The sequence below is a fragment of the Caballeronia sp. PC1 genome (assembly GCF_021353155.1).
Lineage (GTDB): Bacteria > Pseudomonadota > Gammaproteobacteria > Burkholderiales > Burkholderiaceae > Caballeronia > Caballeronia cordobensis.
On sequence record NZ_JAJUBH010000003.1, the window covers coordinates 920,621 to 936,984 of the forward strand.

The window sequence follows — 16,364 nt, forward strand, 5'->3', positions numbered from 1 at the left end:
GCGAAGCGCGTTTTTTCTTCACGGATGCTCTTCAACGGAGATATGAGCAATGGACTCAAAAAGCATCCGCCGGGCAACGAGAGAAGATGCCCCGGTCCTCACACAGATTCGAAATGAAGCACGTGCATGGAAGATAGCGCACCGCGATTACGCATGGGGCAACGAAGGAGATGGCGTTTCTGAGGGATGGATGCGCACCACTATCGATCAAAAGGAAGTGTATGTCGCTGAGCTGGATGGCACTCCAGTGGGCATGTTTTTCCTTGATCTGGAAGATGACGAACGCTGGAGGCCCCAAGAGCCGGTCGCGGCTTATGTGCATGGGCTCAGTGTGCGCGAAGGTTTCAACGGGCGAGGACTCGGCGGCTTCATGCTTGACTGCTGTGCGAGTGAAGTACGCAGCTTGAAACGGCGCTATGTCCGTCTCGACTGCCCAGCTCACAACAAAAACTATGCGCGTTGTACGAGTCGGTTGGTTTTGTTCGCGCAGGATTGTGGAAGGAACCCGGTCCCGGCGGCTATGTCTGGTCACTGTACGAAAAATTCGCCTACTAGCGTTCAACTACAGGACCATAAAAATCTCCGTCACTGATGCGCGGAACCGTTGAAGGTCCGCTTTTCCGAGGAAGCGAATGGCGGAAACGGGTCGATGACGGCCGGATCGTGCTTTTCTGACGGTGGAAACGTAGCTGGAAAGAGAACCAAAAGCCGAATAGTTCAACCTTAAGTGAACCGGCGGTTCGGACTTAGATGAGCGCGGGCGTTGGAAAGCACGGCGCGCCCTGATACGAGAGTTCAGAGTTAAGTGAATCTCGACACCGGATGCACGTGCACGGCTCGTCTATTCTTAAGGGACTAAGTCCTGCCCTTAGAAGAGTCCGTTATCCCGCGAGCCGGCCGCTTCAGCAGGAATGCGTCTCAGAAAAACAACAAGCGAAGCGAACGAACCGTTCTGAATTTCCGGACAAAGGATGCCAGCGTTTTGCCGATACACAGGCTCATTGATTTCAGAAGGTAAGCTGAATGAGCAACGTACTTGGCAGGCTGCGCCTGTGGGCAAAATTCTCGATCTTGGGTGCAATCGCAGGCGTATTGGTCACCGTGCCAACAGTGTTTTACCTGTACGAAGCGAACAAGTCTGTGTCGCAGATTCGGCACGAGCTGGATGGCCTTGCGCCTGCCCAGGCGTGGCTCTCCGTGCTGCAAGGCATGCAACAACATCGTGCATTGGCCATTGACCCGTCCGCCGGGGCAGCCCGAGACGCGAAAGCATCGCAGGTCGACGATTCCTTGGCTGCACTTCAGAAATCGATTGCTGGGACGAACAATCAGGATCTCAATGCGGCATTTCAAGACGTTAAGAGCGGTTGGGATGCGGTCAAATCTAGCGTGGCCAATAACCATCCGACGGCGCTCGAGGTGTACACGCTTCACAGCGCCTTGATATCGAGGCTTTTCACGGTCAACGAACTGCTCTTGGACAACTACGAGCTCAGCGTGGACTCCAATCTCAACACCTATCAACTCATCGCTGGCGTGCTCGTTGGACTGCCGGCCGCCTCTGAAGAGCTCGGCAAGCTTCGCGCACGCGGTGTCGGAGCGCTATCAACCGCCACGCTGACCCCGGCTGACCGAGAGGTAATTCGGAATTTATCCGAGCGCAGCCGCGAACGGCAGCAGGAAATATCGGGCGCTATTCAGAAAGCTTTCAAAGCTGACCCGCGTCTTCGAGAGCGCCTGTCGTCGTCGTTCAAGGTCGCCTCGGATGCCGCGACGAATGCAATCAAGATGACCGACGAGAGTGTTGTCAACGCTGAGACAGCCAAAGTAACCGCGAGCGAGTATCGGCAGGCGATGACCTCAGCAATCGATGCACAGTTCGCCTTCAATGCAACGGGCGTCGAATCCTTGCAGGGGTTGCTCGATGAGCAACACAGTGATCTACGTCGAACGGAAATCACGTTGATGATGGCGATACTCGTGCTCGCGTGCATTGCTGGCCTGCTTGCGCGAACCATTGTCCTTTCAATCACTCGGCCGTTGAATCAAGCAGTAGACGTTGCGAGACGTGTCGCATCGGGCGACCTTCGCTCTGTAGTCAAGGTATCGAGCACCGACGAGATCGGGATGTTGCTCGCTGCATTGCGTGACATGAACTCGAATCTTGTCAACATCGTCGCCAACGTGCGCCATAACGCTGAAACCATTGGTTTGGCGAGCCGAGAAATTGCCTCCGGCAACCAAGACCTCTCAAGCCGCACCGAGCAACAGGCTGCGTCGCTTGAAGAGACTGCAGCGTCTATGGGTGAACTGGCGAACGCGGTAAAGCAAAATTCGGAGAGTGCAACGGAAGCGAGTCATTTGGCACAGACCGTCAGCCAATCGGCAACAGAGGGTGGCGCTGCGGTCAATCAGGTCGTAGAAACCATGCAATTCTTGGCCAACACGTCCACGGAAGTTACTCAAATCATCGGCGTTATCGAGAGCATTGCATTCCAGACGAACATCTTGGCTCTAAACGCGGCGGTAGAGGCGGCGAGAGCCGGCGACCAAGGACGAGGATTCGCGGTTGTGGCGGCAGAGGTACGCGCGCTTGCTCAGCGTAGTGCAGGTGCAGCCAAGGAAATCAAAGTACTGGTCACCGATAGCGTCAAGCAAGTAGTCGAGGGCTCGTCAGTGGCGGAGAACGCTGGATCGGCGATTCAAGAACTCGTTTCATCGATTGGCCGCGTTTCTGCAGTCGTATCGGGAATCGCTGGTGCGAGCCTGGAGCAGGGTGTCGGCGTCGAGCAGGTGAACCAGGCCGTTAGCCAAATGGACACTGTGACACAGCAGAACGCAGCGCTTGTCGAACAGGCAGCAGCAGCAGCGGCGAGCATGGAGCAGCAAGCACTGGCACTCGTTGAAGCGGTGGCGAAATTCGAATTGCCTCCGACGCACTTGCTACCAACTGAACTGTCGCTCACGTGATGTATTAGGGGGCTAAACTCCATCACATTCAACGTGGCGCGATCACCGGGCGAGGATGCTCCACGTCGTGAATCACTTGCGCCGCTGTAACGGGCGATACCGTTCGCCCGCCTTGAACCGCTCGAGTCGGTCGTTTGCCTCGGTTAATGCACCGAGGCTGGCTGATTGAAGCTGTCGATCGTGCATCGAGACTATTTCGGACAGCAGGCAAAAGACGGCCTTCGAGGAAATACGCCAAACTCCGGTCTTTTGCCCACTGTGAAATAGTTCGGCCATTGCCCGATTCGCAGCCAGCAACGACGCTTGATCGAGTTGCCCATGCCCTGATTCGACCAGAAGATTCGTGAGTAGAATTACGTGCGCAACGTGCTGCGCAGGGACAATTTGATCTGCGCCCGCGCGTATCGCCTCTAACGATAGGTGCGCGCGGAGCGCGAGTTCGCCTACCATCGCGCGAGGAACCGGTAGCAACTGCGCTTTGGCCAGTCGCGCACGGGCCGCCTGCGAAGAGTGGGTGAAGGGGACTGTTGGGGACATCGAAATGAAGCTGAGGTAAAGAGGCCTTCGCGCTCGCAAGCCCCGAATATATCAAGTCTCCTTATAAGCCGCTCGTTACCCCTGAGTGCCAATATCGCGACTTCGGACATGATCTCGATAGGGGCCATTGACGCGCTGGCGATTTTATGTTGTTCACTCATTGTCACGTCAAGACGTTGTAGACATGAAATCGACGGAATCTGAGGGCAAATTTTCTGTCTACTCGTGTACGCTGCATATGAAGACTTGTTTGCGCGAGCACGATGTTACGCATCCTGCTCGCCTCATGCGCCTGACCACTCACATTGGGGATAAAAGTGGCTAACTACGACGTTGAATTTGCGCACAGCACAACTGCAACGCCAGATGTGGTCGACATATTCGTCGTTATGCATTCGGTTTTGGGCGTACCTGACAATTTAGCCGGCGAAGACCTGCGCGACTATATCGAAAGCTATCTAAGGAACGAGATCTCGGGAATCGCAAAGATCGAAGACTTGGTCATTCATTACGCTTGAGAAACGCTGCGGCGGATTCGTCGGTTTGCGCTTGGTCTGCGTGCATCACGGCAGGACAAAAATTGATGGCGTACTATCAAAAAAAACACTGCCCCAACGGTTTTATAACTCTCGAACGGCCTATCGCGTTCAACAAGTAACGGGCGACATTCATGTCGGAATTCTTGAGCAGCGTAATGGGTGCAGCGGCGGCCGACCTGGCTTCCTTAGTTTCAGTTCCAGGTGCGAGCAGCATCGGAGCGGTCGCAACAAGCGTGCTTGATGGTCTGAAGAAGAAGCGGATTGAGCGCGCAAGAGAGATTATGATTGCCGAGTTGAAGGCTGGGCACGTAACGCTCGACTCGTCGAATGTTCAAGAGTTAGAAGAATCGGTGGCCATCCTTCAGCGTTACCTTCGTGCAGCAGAGGAGGGCGCCGCTCGGCCAAACCTTCGATTGTTAGCAGCGGTCTTCGCTGGCCAAATTCATGAACGATCGTTCGCCGCAGATGATTTTCTGTACTTTGCCGACATGCTTGCGTCCCTTCGACGAGACGAAGTGATTTTGCTTGCCACGATATTGCGCACATCGGCTCGCCATCCAGACAAGCCGGGTGCTGATTCTTCGACGAGGCTGGCTGCAAACACCGTGGCGCGCTCAGAGCTGGTGCCACGAATATTCGAAGATAACGACCATTTCAACGCAGTCGGGAATTCTCTACAACGCACTGGCCTGATCTTGGCTACGAGCGTAAGCATAACTTCGCCGGCCCCTCAGTGCAGTACAAACCGACGGTGATGCTCATCCGCCTCAACCGTCTGGCGGAGATTGAAGGCGTGCTTGCGCGCGATGACACGGGCAAATGACGCCTGCTCTCTTGCTCTTCCATTTGCGATGTAGGCTCGTAAAGGCAAAGTTTAGAACCTTGCTTCGTGGGCTGTCCCTTCGGAGATGCAAATTTAAGTGGTGCGCGGTTATGACCGGGGACGGCCGACGCGTGCTTCTAGATAGTCCATGTGGATTACGTCACTCTACAGTGAAGTTGGGAACGGCTTTGCCGTCCCCGTCCCTTGCTCAAAGCGTTTTGCGATCAACTGTTACGGATTTTGATCGCTTCTTCAACCCAATCGTCCAGATTCGCGGCGATGTCACCGTAGGCGTCGGAGCTTTTTGGATTGTATGTTTTAGGCTTCACAATCCGTTCGCCGATCCTAAATGTGTATTGCGCGAACGGGTCGACGCCTTGTAGGCACTTCCCATTATTGGGGCAAGTCAAGTTGTGAACATGGATGCCAAGCAGGCCTTTCCCATCCTTCCACGCTTTCTCAATTTCGTACTTTACCCACGGTCGTTCAGCGGTCTTTGTGCCAATGAGAACAACTACGCAAGACTTCCCATGCATGTTGTCTTCGATCCACTGTTCAATATTGGACTTACCTTTGCGCTTTACTTCCTCCCATTCGTTGGGAGACACGGGGGTATTCCCGTCGAGCACGCCCATGTTTCGCACTTGCTGCACACGCATCACGTCATTGTCGAAGTGGAAACTGTAGAACACTTTTCGCTTAATTTTGGTCATTTTATTTTCCTAATCGGTTAAGTATTGCAACGAGCTTGTCAATGATGAGTGTCCGGTCAACACCTACATCGCAAATTTCCTTTATGAGCGGGATAGCCCACTCGACGCCGTGGTAGATTTCCGTAACGTGAGGGGAAATCTGGTTCCAGATTTCCTGTGCGGCATAACCCGTCGAAGCGACCGGAATTGGAATGCGGTTCAGTTCTCGGGAAATTTCGAACTCGCGGATCATCCCGCTCGCAATGACGATCTCTCCGGCATCGTTTCGCTTGTTTCCGAAGAGAAAAATACAAATACCCGCGAGCCCAATCATACGTTGGCGATAATCCTCCCAGAGCGTCGCTAGATCCTGGTCATTGCTAGCGAACTGAGGAAACGGGCGCATGACCAACTGGTCCTCGGAATACTTCCCGGGATTCGAGTAGATGGCGTCAAGCGCTCCGTTGATAATTGCACTGCCGACACCCCACCCGAAACCATTGACGACACGATAGTTCTTTTTGACCAAGCTGCTCGACAACGAGTGTATAAAGTCAAGCGCTTCCTTCTTGTCCCAGGTGCCAAATTCTTCGGCGCTACCGCCAACGAAGATCGTTCGCTTGAGAAAGCGAGATTCGATTGCTGCAAGAATTTGCGGAACCTCTTTGTAGTCGTCAATCAACAACGTCTGGATACCAAACCGCTTCAGATCATCGACCCGAAGTTCCTGTTTCCGACGCTTGTACTTCTTGACGTCTTCGTCATCGCCAGCATGGACTTGCTCACGTCTCATGAAACAGTAGTGATGTCTCTTCGTCGTGGTGTGTAGCCTGCTCAACACGTAGTCTAGGTTCGGATCCGTAAAACTGAACCCAATAAAAAGGAAGGTTTTCGATACGAGATCCCCGCTGAGGGCGGTCACGAACGGCGCGTGCGTTTGATGATAGCGCTCGTATTGTTCCTTGTAGAGCACAGCACTATTAGGGTGGGTGACATCGCCATGCATTTTATGAACGACCGCGTCCCGCTTCGGTCGTGTGGTATTTAGCTGCTCGATGCTGTGCTTGACGTCAGGGACTTTGTATGCGTTCTTAAGCGCGTCCTCAATGAGCGTGTCGTAGTTCGTGGTCCAATAGGTGCGAATCGGCAATCGGGCAAGCACAGCATGGGTTTCAGAAGGCTCGGCTTGTTCGGAAAACTCCTCAATGATCTTGCGCGAAAGCTTTGCGTATCCCTTGTGCTCATTCACATGAAACTGAGCAAGCGCGATAAGGTCGTGCTCAATTTCCACTTTCAGCCCAATCTCGTCCGCGATGTCACGCAGAAGCTCTGCCCAATCGACATATCCGGAGCTTTTTGACATGCCCGCTCCGGCGAAGATGGCCGCATTGTCTTCCGCGATGTCCTTCACATATTCGCGGATGAACGCCTCGATTTCTTTGCTGAACGCCATTGCTCGCCTTCTGAATGCATAGCATTCAATTCGATAATGAATAAACGTCAACTTCCGATGCCAACGCGAACGAATCCCGCAAGGTGATCGCTCGCGCTGGCGAACGCCTTGAAGTTTCGAATTGGCTTGGGACCCGCGTGCGATGTCGGCGCGAATAGTGCGCTATGTGACACCGACGAGAACAGCAATTGTCGCATTGTCTTGACAGCGCAATCAAGCCCGTGCGCCTATTGAAACGAAAGTTTTGAAAATAAAAAGAGCTCTAACTTGTAGCCCGGACCGACTGTACCTCGGTCAACCCACGCGGAGCCATGGCAATGCCCAACGCCTTATCACATTCATTCAGCGTCAGAGATTCTGGCGGAATCTTCTTGGGCGTGGCTTTTAAGTGCGCCTGCGCCGCCTATCAGCCGAACATCCCGGAGTGAGGAACAACATCTAAGGATTCGACGGGTATTAGTTTACGAGCCGAAATAAGAGGGTGCCCGACCTCTCATGCCCACGGGCGAAGTACATTCATTGGGTTTCGATACGGGCGTTCTCCCGCGCTGCCCGCGCGGGAGAACGCCGGCCTGGCACAGCATTTTAATCCATGTGTGGAACATCGGCAGTCATGCTCGATTTATCTTTCGCGTTACTACATAGGTAAATAATTGAGGAGTACATTTAGCTTTTGAAATTGAATTGACTTTGCTATGTTCGGTGCCTATAACGAAGAGAATTAGACGATAACGCACTGCCGCAAACCATTTTGCATGATGATTAGAATGTCGCGCGAATGGCGCGTCGGATGTTTTATGCTTGTCTTTAGATAAGCTAGATAGTAAATACAACTAAGTTATTCTATTGTTCGGTTAGACTTCGTCGAATTGAGAGGAAGTTTAAGTCGGAGAAAATTGATGACCTCGACTGTTGCTTTTCTTCGTTGGTGCTGTGAAGTCGCTATTAGCGTAGGAGGCTGTACGCTGTTTCTCACAGTACCTTCCCAAGTCTTTGCCCAGCAGGCGGCTTCTACCAAGACAGACGCATCCTCTACAAGTTCTTTCCAAGCAGAAGCCGCAGAGCGAGAAGCTTGGAGAAAATCGATGGCAGTGGCACCCAAACCAAAGAATGGCTGCTACACCGCGACATACCCTGACAGGACGTGGCACGCTGCGCCTTGCAAGCCGTCAACACCTCACAAGCTATTTCTTCCTCAGATAGAGGGGGCTAGCAAGGCTGATGTTGTTGGGGGCAGTGGTCCGGACTTCTCTGCCACTGTAACGGGACAGATTTCCCAAGCAGAGGGATCCTTTGACAGCGTAACTGGCGTGACTAGCAATGGCGCCTATTCATTGCAGTTAAACACCGCGCCATTCTCAACTTCTGCGTGCAACGGATCAACAACCTGTCAAGGCTGGGAGCAGTTTGTCTATGAGTCGAGTGGCGTCGGATTTATGCAGTACTGGTTGTTGAGTTTAGGGCCGGCGGGTACGCAATGCCCAGTACCTAGGCATGCAAACTGCCAAGCTGGCCTCTCATATTCTGACGGATGGTGTCCGTTTCAATTCAGCTCCACTGGGCCTGTCTACTGCGTTGTGAATGCCGCAAACGAGGCACCGGCTCCGGCGACGGCCATGACATCTTTAGGCCAATTAAGGGTTGCAGGAGCAGCCGGAACCGGCGGTGCCCATGACTCGATAACTGTTTCGGTCGCTGGTACCCCATATGGCGCAACCGGTAGTAACTATTTTCCTGATTTGGCCAATCAATGGAAGGAAGCTGAGTTCAACGTGTTTGGTGATGGCAATGCGGGCCAAGCAGTCTTCAATAGCGGGGCGACTCTTGTTGTACGCACAGAAGTGACGAGCGGCACTCGTGATGGCCCTGGCTGTGATCTGAGAACCTTCACAGGCGAGTCGACCAATCTGACGCTGGTAAATTCAGCCCCTTCGGGTCCTTCCCCGGCACCAGGCCCAGCGCTAGTCTTCTCGGAGACAAACCCGGCACCCGCCGGCCCGCTGGCAACGTGCAAGGATGCGGCGAGCCTTGGTGACACCCATTTGACAACTTTCGCGGGACTTCTCTACGATTTTCAGGCTGCGGGGGATTTTGTGCTTGTTAGTACCAGCCGAGACTTTCAAGTCCAGACCCGACAAGTCTCAGGAGCACCAACCTGGCCAAATGCGACCGTGAACAAGGCGGTCGGAGTCAAATCTCGCAGCAACCGCGTGGCGATCTGCCTTCCTGAAAGAGTTATCATTGACGGTAGGCCAGTGCAATTGGCCGACGGCGATCAACATAAGCTCGCCGACGGTGGAAGTGTCATGAGAAAGGGCAACGTTTATGTAGTTTTGGCGCCAAGCGGAGACAGTCTTCGAGCTACGCTTAATCCTGCCTACATTGACGTGTCGGTAGGCCTTGGTCGATGGCCAGATTCGAAACTTGGTGGCTTGCTCGCAAACGTTCCCGGAAAAATCAATTCACTCTCAGCGCGCGATGGCGAGGTAATAACTAGCCCATTCCCCTTCGACAAACTTTACGGGCATTACGCAGCCAGTTGGAGGGTGCCCGCGAAAGACTCGGCTTTGTCTTTGTGCGGCGAAGGAGTGCGGGCGGTGGTTCCAACGAAACCGTTTTTTGCTTCTGATCTCAGCGCACAGATAGCGAAACGCAACCAAGCTGTTTGCATGGAAGCTGGCGTTAGGGACAAGACTTACTTGGATGCGTGCATGATTGACGTTGCAATGATTGGTCCCCAGGCAGCCAGCATCTTCGTGGGAAGGGTTCCCCCTGTAGCAGTGGGAGACGCGCGAAAGAGATGAATCTTGGTGGGGGTTACGGGTAAAAGATTTCACATGTTACTGGCTTCAATTGCTCACTAAATCGTGCGGCTGCGCGTCAACGTGTCACTCTCCGAAAGAGGGTTCTGTCGATCGCGTGGAAACTGCTTCAAGGTCGGGTTTTCTTGAATTTCGTCAAGGCTTCTTCGGTGCGAAGTGCGCATCTGGCCGCCTCAAACCCGCTTGACGCTCGACAAATCGCTCAAGGTGTTCTTACCTCGGGGACATCGGCAAGTGCTTTCCTCGACACTTAGCCGCAGCCTTAAGTTGTCAAGGAGCGGCTAGGAACGGAGAGCCGCTCGACTGAAAATAAATGTTCCCAAAGTTTAGGAGATTTTCACTTCCAAAATCACAATCTCTCGGACGCGGTTTTCTAGCCTGAAGTCGCGTGGTGACCGATGTGAGCATGAAAAAGTGCGCTTCCAATACGTGTTATCAACCTCACGTCTTGCGCATTTCGCATCAACATTGACCTCGTCACGTCGTTGACGCCAGCTACGTCAGTGAAACCGCGTTGGAAACCGCTGAGCTCTTCAAGTTCTTCTGGGATGAGTCTACGCAGTCGACCAGATGGTCCGGTCACGGCGTGCTCCGTAGGCGTGAGCGATGTATCACCTTGTAACGTAGTGATGGTTCTTGACGAGTCGTCGAGCCGGTCAGGGAAGGCCGTGGTAGCTATTGGTGAGATGCCCGGGGAAAGCGCGAGAAAGGATTGAGCGTAAGCGCTAATTTGAGCGCATCGGCGCGCGCATGAATTTCGCCGAGCGCCGCAAATCTGTTTGCGTGGAAGCGTGACGATTGCGTGTGATTTTCTTTGCTCAGCCGGCGTCGATCGGAACCCGAGACTGCATGAACCGAAATGGCAGTAGGTCGCTTATGTCGGCGTCTTGTGCTCGTTGAGGCAGTTGGGTCAGTACGTGAAGCAGGTACGCGTATGGCTCGACGTTGCACGCGCGGCATGTAAGCACGAGACTGTAGATGACGGCGCTGGCTTTTGCTCCGGCGACCGTGTCGCTGAAGAGCCAAACCTTTCTGCTGGTGGCAAACGGGCGAATGTCCCGTTCCGCGATGTTGTTGTCCACTGGGGCTTGCCCGTCGCCGACGTAACGGCTGAGATACTCCCATTGGTTAAGCGTGTAGTTGATCGCATCGCCCAGCGCGCTTTCGGGTGGCACTTGAGGTGCTTGCTCATCCAGCCAAGCTTTGAATGCCTCAAGCAGCGCAACGCTGTGCTGCTGTCGCAGTCGTAAGGTATAGCTAGCAGGCGTTTCCCCGCTCGGAGGTTTCTCTCGCGCGAGTGCTTCGACGCGGTAAAGTCGCTGGAAGAATTCGAGTGCTTGCTGCGCGCGTTTGCCTAATTTCTTCTGCGTCTTCAGAGCATCTACGAATCCGCGTCGCGCATGAGCAAGGCAGCCGAAGTGGGTCACACCTTTGACTGTTCGCCAGGCGCTATAACCGTCGGACATCACCGCGCCTTTGTAGTCCGCGAGAAACGCCTGAGGGTATTGCTTGCCGCGTCCAGGTTGATAGTCGAACAACACTACAGGCTCTTCGCTATCCTGCCCGCTGCGGTACAGCCACATGTAAGACTGGCTTTGTGCGGCCTTACCCGGTTCCTTCAGCACCTGAACGGTCGTCTCGTCGCCATGAATCAGCGGCTGCGACAGCAACGTCTTGCGTAACTCCCGGTACAGGCGGTCGAGATGCAATTGCGTTGGCTTAATGACCCAGTGCCCCAGCGTGCCTCGGCCCACCGGAATGTTCGCACGCCCGAGCGCCTCTTCCATCCGGTATAGCGGCGTGCCGTCGACGTATTTACCCGTCATCACCGTGGCGATCAAGGCCGCGCTCGCCCGACTGCCTGGCAATGGTTGGGCCGGCATCGGCGCGGTAAGAATCGGCGTACGTTCAGCGACACGCTCGCAATGACGGCACGCATATTTGAACCGAACATGCTGCAGGACTGAAGCCTTCACTTCGATATGCAGTTGTTCGCTGATTTCCTCGCCCATACGATGCATCGCGTTGCTGCAGCAGGGGCAGATCTTCTGCTCCACGGGCAAGTCGTACTCGATTCGCTGACGCGGAAGATCTGCAGGCAGAGGCTTGCGTCCTCGTTTGCGGCGAGCAGGCTCGGCCGCCTCCGGCAGACCTGTGTCTGGTAAGTCGAGTTCGTCTACGTCCTCATCAAGGTCCTCAATGGCGATCTGCTCGGCCTCGTCGAACACCCGATCTTGGAGCTTCTCGCTGCTTGGCGCGAAGCGCTTGTGTTGCGCGAGCCGGAATTGTTCCTCGAGATGGCGAACGCGTTCGCCCAACTGGCGGTTGCTGGCCTCGAGCTCGCGTATGTAAGCCTGCGCGGCAGGAGGCAATTGGGAGAATTCGCGTTCATCCATGGTACCCACAGTAGCGAATGGCAACGCTCGATGGGTTTACGGAAATTTGTAACAGCTATTGGGACCGTCGCTTGCACGAGGCGCGCCGCATCAGCTCGTATGATGGTACTGCCGGGCCGGATGACGTCGGACAGCGTCGATGTCGATGCCGTCTAAAAGCCAATGCAGCTGCTCGGTCGTCAACTCGATCACAGGCTGCTTCCGGGATGGCCACACGAAATGGTCTGCCTCGAGGCGTTTCAACATCAGCCAGAAGCCCGAACGCTCGTACAACAAGAGCTTGACGCGGTTGCGCTTGCGATTATGGAACGCGAACACGGCGCGAGCGAAGGGGTCGAGCTGCATCGACTGCTCAACCAACGCCGTGAGGCTGTTGATTCCCGCCCTAAAGTCAATCGGTTCGCGATGCAAATAAACGCGGAGGTCGGAATCAAGGCGGAACATCAACGCTCTCCCAGCGCGGCGATCAAGGCCGTGACGAGCGGCGCATCGTGCCGTGAGCACTCAAGTTCGACTGTTACCCCGTTCGGGAGGTGCGCTGACAGGCGCGCCGTTGGTCGCGACGCAGTCGCAGGTTGCGTGGGACTCGATGACGCCGGCAACTTCGCGAGCTCGAGGGCGGGCTGCGTAGAGCTCGGTTCGATAGCAAGGACCGGGATGAAGGCCGCCGCTGACGGCTCAACCGTGTTTCGTGCTGCACGAGCAGAGTTGGCCTTCTCATGTAGCCTTATCCACTTGTGAAGCTGGTTTGCGTTTACCTGTGCCCTGAGTGCGAGTCCGGCAATTGACGCCCCCGGTCGCAAGCACGCCTGAATCAGTCGGCGCTTGCCTTCAGGGTCGTACCTTCGTTTGCCGTTGGAGCATTCTCGGATGACTCGGAGTGGCAGAAAGTCAAACTCATCGTCGCTCATGGTCTGCGTCCGCAATGTGGGTTGCGGACGCAATCGTCGCTCTTAACGCCCCTCGAAGAAAGGTGTGCTCGTTTTAGCGCTTACGATTGAGCGGTCGAACCAGACCGATGACCCATCACTGAGTTCCTCCTTTGCACGTCGATGCACACCAGTGCTTTCGTGGTACCCGACGACGAACGTGCGACGCCGCCGCGGGGGAAATCCATAGTCTGCTGCATTGACGACGCGCCAATCTGCTGCATAGCCCAACTGATAGAGCGTTGAAAGGACCATGGCGAAATCGCGCCCGCAGCACATCGCTGGCGAAGATATTAGACGCTCGACACTTTCTAAAATGAGGTACTTGACTGGCTCACCATCAGACAACCGTTGTCTAAGCAGTTCCGCAATCGACCACCAGAGCACGCCTTTCTTGCCAACGACGCCCTGCGCCTGCAAAGGTGGTTTGACGACAGAGTAGTCCTGACACGGAAAACCGCCGACAATCACGTCGGGACGGGCCAGTCGGATGACTTCTTGGCCGGCCTTGGAATTCAAGACGGCGGCGATGTCCTGCTTGAGATGCCCGTCGCCTCCCCACCGAGTCCGGTAGATGTTGCTTGCGTGCTGCACATTTCGGCTAGGGTCAAACTGATTGCTCACGGTGACCTGGAAAGGCTTTCCGTGAACACCTTCAAGACCAAGTCTGAAGCCGCCAACACCTGCGAACAGCTCAATCGTGTTGAGTTGTTCCTCTGATTCGACTAAATGCACCGTCGCTCCAAAAGCAAAGAAAGGTGCTCAGTCAAGCGATCAGCATTTATTCGTACGTCGTGTAAATTTTTTAAGAAATTGCACGTTGTTGGCTTGTCGGTCAGGGAAGTCGAAGATTGGTTGCAGGCAAAACAAAGGCTGCGAACAGGTGCGCGAACGGCGAAACCTGGTGCCGTCGTCAAAAAAGCTAGTTCGTTCGGGTCGGGTTTTGCTGGGTATGGGCGGCGCGCTTGGACACCACCGAGAGGAACTGTTCTAGGCTGCAGTTTGGTCTACGTTGGAGGCGTGACACCGAGCCGATCCAGATAGGCCGGTTACGATCGGAGTGACAGGCAGTTAGTTTGCTGGCGGGGTGCTGAAACTTAGCGAATCTCTTCGGTTCTTCTTTACCAATAGTTAGGTGGGGACACCTTTTCGAAGCGGCTGTATTCCCGTTTCTGGCGGGTGCAGACTTCCGCCTGACTTGAAACCAACCGCTTTTCTGCATACTTGACAGGAGCAAACGACGGAAGCGGCCGGTGTAAAGGTGTGGAATTCGATAATCTAGTCGCGTCTGCACATGCATGTGTGGCATAGTGCGTTCACAACCACTATGGGGAAAGATTATGGTTACTCTCAAGAGTTTGAAGAACAAGATTGCGCATCTGCAAGCACAGGCAAAAGTCATTGCGCAGAAAGAATCCGCGAGCATCATCGCGAAGATTCACGCTCTAATGGATGATCACGAAATTACGATGGAGGATCTTGCCTCCTACAAACGTGTAACTACGGACCAGGCGCACTCGTCGGTCTCACCAAGCGACGCGACTCGCAAGGGCTCGGTCGCGCGCTACCGCGACCCTAAAAGTGGTGCGACGTGGAGCGGACATGGTCGCGCTCCTGGGTGGATTGCAAACGCCAAGAATCGCGATAAATTTCTCTTTGATGGCGATTCATCGGCGGTGGCTCCAGCCAAAAAGGCAGTCAGAGCGGGTAATTACCCGCGCGGACCGCAACCGTCAAAATATCGCGATCCGGCCTCAGGCGCCGAATGGAGCGGTCGCGGAAAAGCTCCAAGCTGGCTTGCCTCCGCAAAGGATCGTACTGCGTTTTTGATTGACGCTCCTGGTCAACCCGCCTCACAACAGAAGTCGGATAAGCACCCAGGGTCGACAACAAGGAGTGTCTCGGCGAAGAAAATTGCAACGAAGAAGGTCGCTGCAAAGAAAGCACCGTCAGCGGTGAAGAGCACATCTGCGAGTAAAACAGCTGCGAAAACGGCCGCAAAGAAAACAGCGGCTGGAAAGACGGCGACAAAGAAATCTGCCGCGAAAACAGTGACGGCTAAAGCTCCGGCCAAGAAGTCAGCCTCTAAGAAAGCCGCTTCGAAGAACGCGGTGGCAAAAAAGACGTCGGCTAGTACACCTCCGACGGTAGACGTAGCTCCTCAGGCCAGCGGCTCGACTGTTGAGAACATCACCTCCTAACGCTATTGGACAACAACAGCACCTGCAGATCAACTCGATTAGAAAGTTGACTAGCTGACTCAGTGAATTCGTATTTGGGGAAAGTTGGTTCTACACCAGCAGGTCTGACGGAAAAGAATAGCTCCTGATCGCGCATGGTCAGGAACTATTCTCTTTCTGGTTTAATAGCTGCATCCAAACACGGCTAAGCTCCCGATACTCGGGCGCTAACCGTTGCTGGAGTACATCCAGTTCACCGGCAATTTGCTCGATCAGAGCGTCCGATGTACAGCCCACAGCTCTCTTTCGGCGTCAGTGCCGTATTTTTCTGAAGTCCTCGATGAGATCATTCAGATCGAAATACTCCCAGCTAGTCAAGTGCGCGAGGAGATTTGCCAAGACATTCGATCTGACGTGTCCTTTTAATTTGAGACGCCCTCTCGTCAAACCGTCAAAGAAAACATCAAGGGGTCTGCGTTCGCGCTCTGACAGGGGAGATATCCTTGTGTGCAGCGAAAAGTACTTGACCAGAAACGGTCTGTCGAATTCTGTCCGAAGAATTGAAAGGAGGTGATCCGAGACGGACATCGATATCTGAATATCGCATTATGCAGCCGAGCGTGCATGCGAGGGAAGAGTCTAGTCAAATCACGGCAATGCACCCGGCCGTGGTGCCTAAGGTGATGGGTCGGCTCCGCTGTCCAGTTTTTATCCCCGGGCAATACTCTTTCTAGCTACCTTCGGGTCGCTTAGGGGGAGTCTTGCCCTTCAACTCAAGGTCCCATCTCTATCCAGTTTTTAACGTACCTTCCTTCGTTTTACGTAGGTGAGCCTATTTCCACCTAAAAGATGAGTTGGTTGCTGAAGGAAAGCTAGGCTTACCAAAAACCGTAACTTGCGCAAATGAAAATTTTTGGTCTAACTCCGAGTGCTATCGTGACGGGCAAGTAGTCTCTGGAGAGTTGACAGTAAGGTCCGCTGCGCTAGTCTGGATTGCTCGTCAATGTCGGAAGTCGAGGGAAC

General features: G+C 54.3%; 12 protein-coding genes. 6 read left to right on the forward strand and 6 right to left on the reverse strand.

Translation table 11 applies throughout. The annotated features are described in order from the left end of the window. Positions 1–49 precede the first annotated feature (49 nt). From LY284_RS28875 to LY284_RS28890, 4 genes are all read left to right on the forward strand, one after another. Positions 50–592, forward strand: a complete 543-nt coding sequence (locus LY284_RS28875) for a GNAT family N-acetyltransferase (RefSeq protein WP_008348833.1) — start codon at positions 50–52, stop codon at positions 590–592. A gap of 431 nt (positions 593–1,023) precedes the next feature. Then, positions 1,024–2,970, forward strand: coding sequence for a methyl-accepting chemotaxis protein (locus tag LY284_RS28880; protein ID WP_008348832.1), 1,947 nt, complete (start codon positions 1,024–1,026; stop codon positions 2,968–2,970). Positions 2,971–3,824: 854 nt separating this feature from the next. Further along, positions 3,825–4,025 carry a hypothetical protein gene (locus LY284_RS28885; RefSeq protein ID WP_233389606.1) on the forward strand — a complete coding sequence of 67 codons (201 nt, stop codon included), beginning with the start codon at positions 3,825–3,827 and terminating at the stop codon, positions 4,023–4,025. A gap of 152 nt (positions 4,026–4,177) precedes the next feature. Next, complete coding sequence (locus tag LY284_RS28890) at positions 4,178–4,801, forward strand: hypothetical protein (protein WP_233389607.1); 624 nt, start codon at positions 4,178–4,180, stop codon at positions 4,799–4,801. A 292-nt stretch (positions 4,802–5,093) separates the two neighbouring features. Here the strand turns inward: LY284_RS28890 and LY284_RS28895 are convergent, their stop codons facing one another. Both LY284_RS28895 and LY284_RS28900 read right to left on the reverse strand, forming a co-directional pair. Beyond that, positions 5,094–5,582 (reverse strand): TIR domain-containing protein, encoded by a 489-nt coding sequence (locus LY284_RS28895; RefSeq protein WP_008348830.1) that lies wholly within the window; start codon positions 5,580–5,582, stop codon positions 5,094–5,096. Position 5,583: 1 nt separating this feature from the next. After that, the gene (locus tag LY284_RS28900; RefSeq protein ID WP_008348829.1) at positions 5,584–7,014 is read right to left on the reverse strand and encodes an SIR2 family protein; all 1,431 of its coding nucleotides are present in this window, start codon (positions 7,012–7,014) and stop codon (positions 5,584–5,586) included. A 1,616-nt stretch (positions 7,015–8,630) separates the two neighbouring features. Here LY284_RS28900 and LY284_RS28905 point away from each other — a divergent pair. Then, positions 8,631–9,818, forward strand: coding sequence for a VWD domain-containing protein (locus LY284_RS28905; RefSeq protein WP_233389609.1), 1,188 nt, complete (start codon positions 8,631–8,633; stop codon positions 9,816–9,818). Between the two features lie 836 nt (positions 9,819–10,654). On the opposite strand, the gene LY284_RS28910 is transcribed toward LY284_RS28905, so the two are convergent. The 4 genes from LY284_RS28910 to LY284_RS28925 form a co-directional block, all read right to left on the reverse strand. After that, the gene (locus LY284_RS28910) at positions 10,655–12,232 is read right to left on the reverse strand and encodes an IS66 family transposase (protein ID WP_035473649.1); all 1,578 of its coding nucleotides are present in this window, start codon (positions 12,230–12,232) and stop codon (positions 10,655–10,657) included. A 90-nt stretch (positions 12,233–12,322) separates the two neighbouring features. Continuing rightward, positions 12,323–12,676 (reverse strand): IS66 family insertion sequence element accessory protein TnpB, encoded by a 354-nt coding sequence (tnpB, locus tag LY284_RS28915; protein ID WP_008348826.1) that lies wholly within the window; start codon positions 12,674–12,676, stop codon positions 12,323–12,325. After that, positions 12,676–13,143, reverse strand: a complete 468-nt coding sequence (locus LY284_RS28920) for a transposase (protein ID WP_083909450.1) — start codon at positions 13,141–13,143, stop codon at positions 12,676–12,678. Before LY284_RS28920 ends, tnpB begins: the two co-directional genes overlap by 1 nt. A 42-nt stretch (positions 13,144–13,185) precedes the next feature. Continuing rightward, entirely contained in the window at positions 13,186–13,896 is a 711-nt protein-coding gene (locus tag LY284_RS28925) for a DNA cytosine methyltransferase (RefSeq protein ID WP_085955303.1), read from the reverse strand. 605 nt (positions 13,897–14,501) lie between these two features. On the opposite strand from LY284_RS28925, the gene LY284_RS28930 reads away from it, so the two are divergent. Next, positions 14,502–15,362, forward strand: a complete 861-nt coding sequence (locus tag LY284_RS28930) for an H-NS family nucleoid-associated regulatory protein (RefSeq protein WP_083909442.1) — start codon at positions 14,502–14,504, stop codon at positions 15,360–15,362. The last annotated feature ends 1,002 nt before the right edge of the window (positions 15,363–16,364 follow it).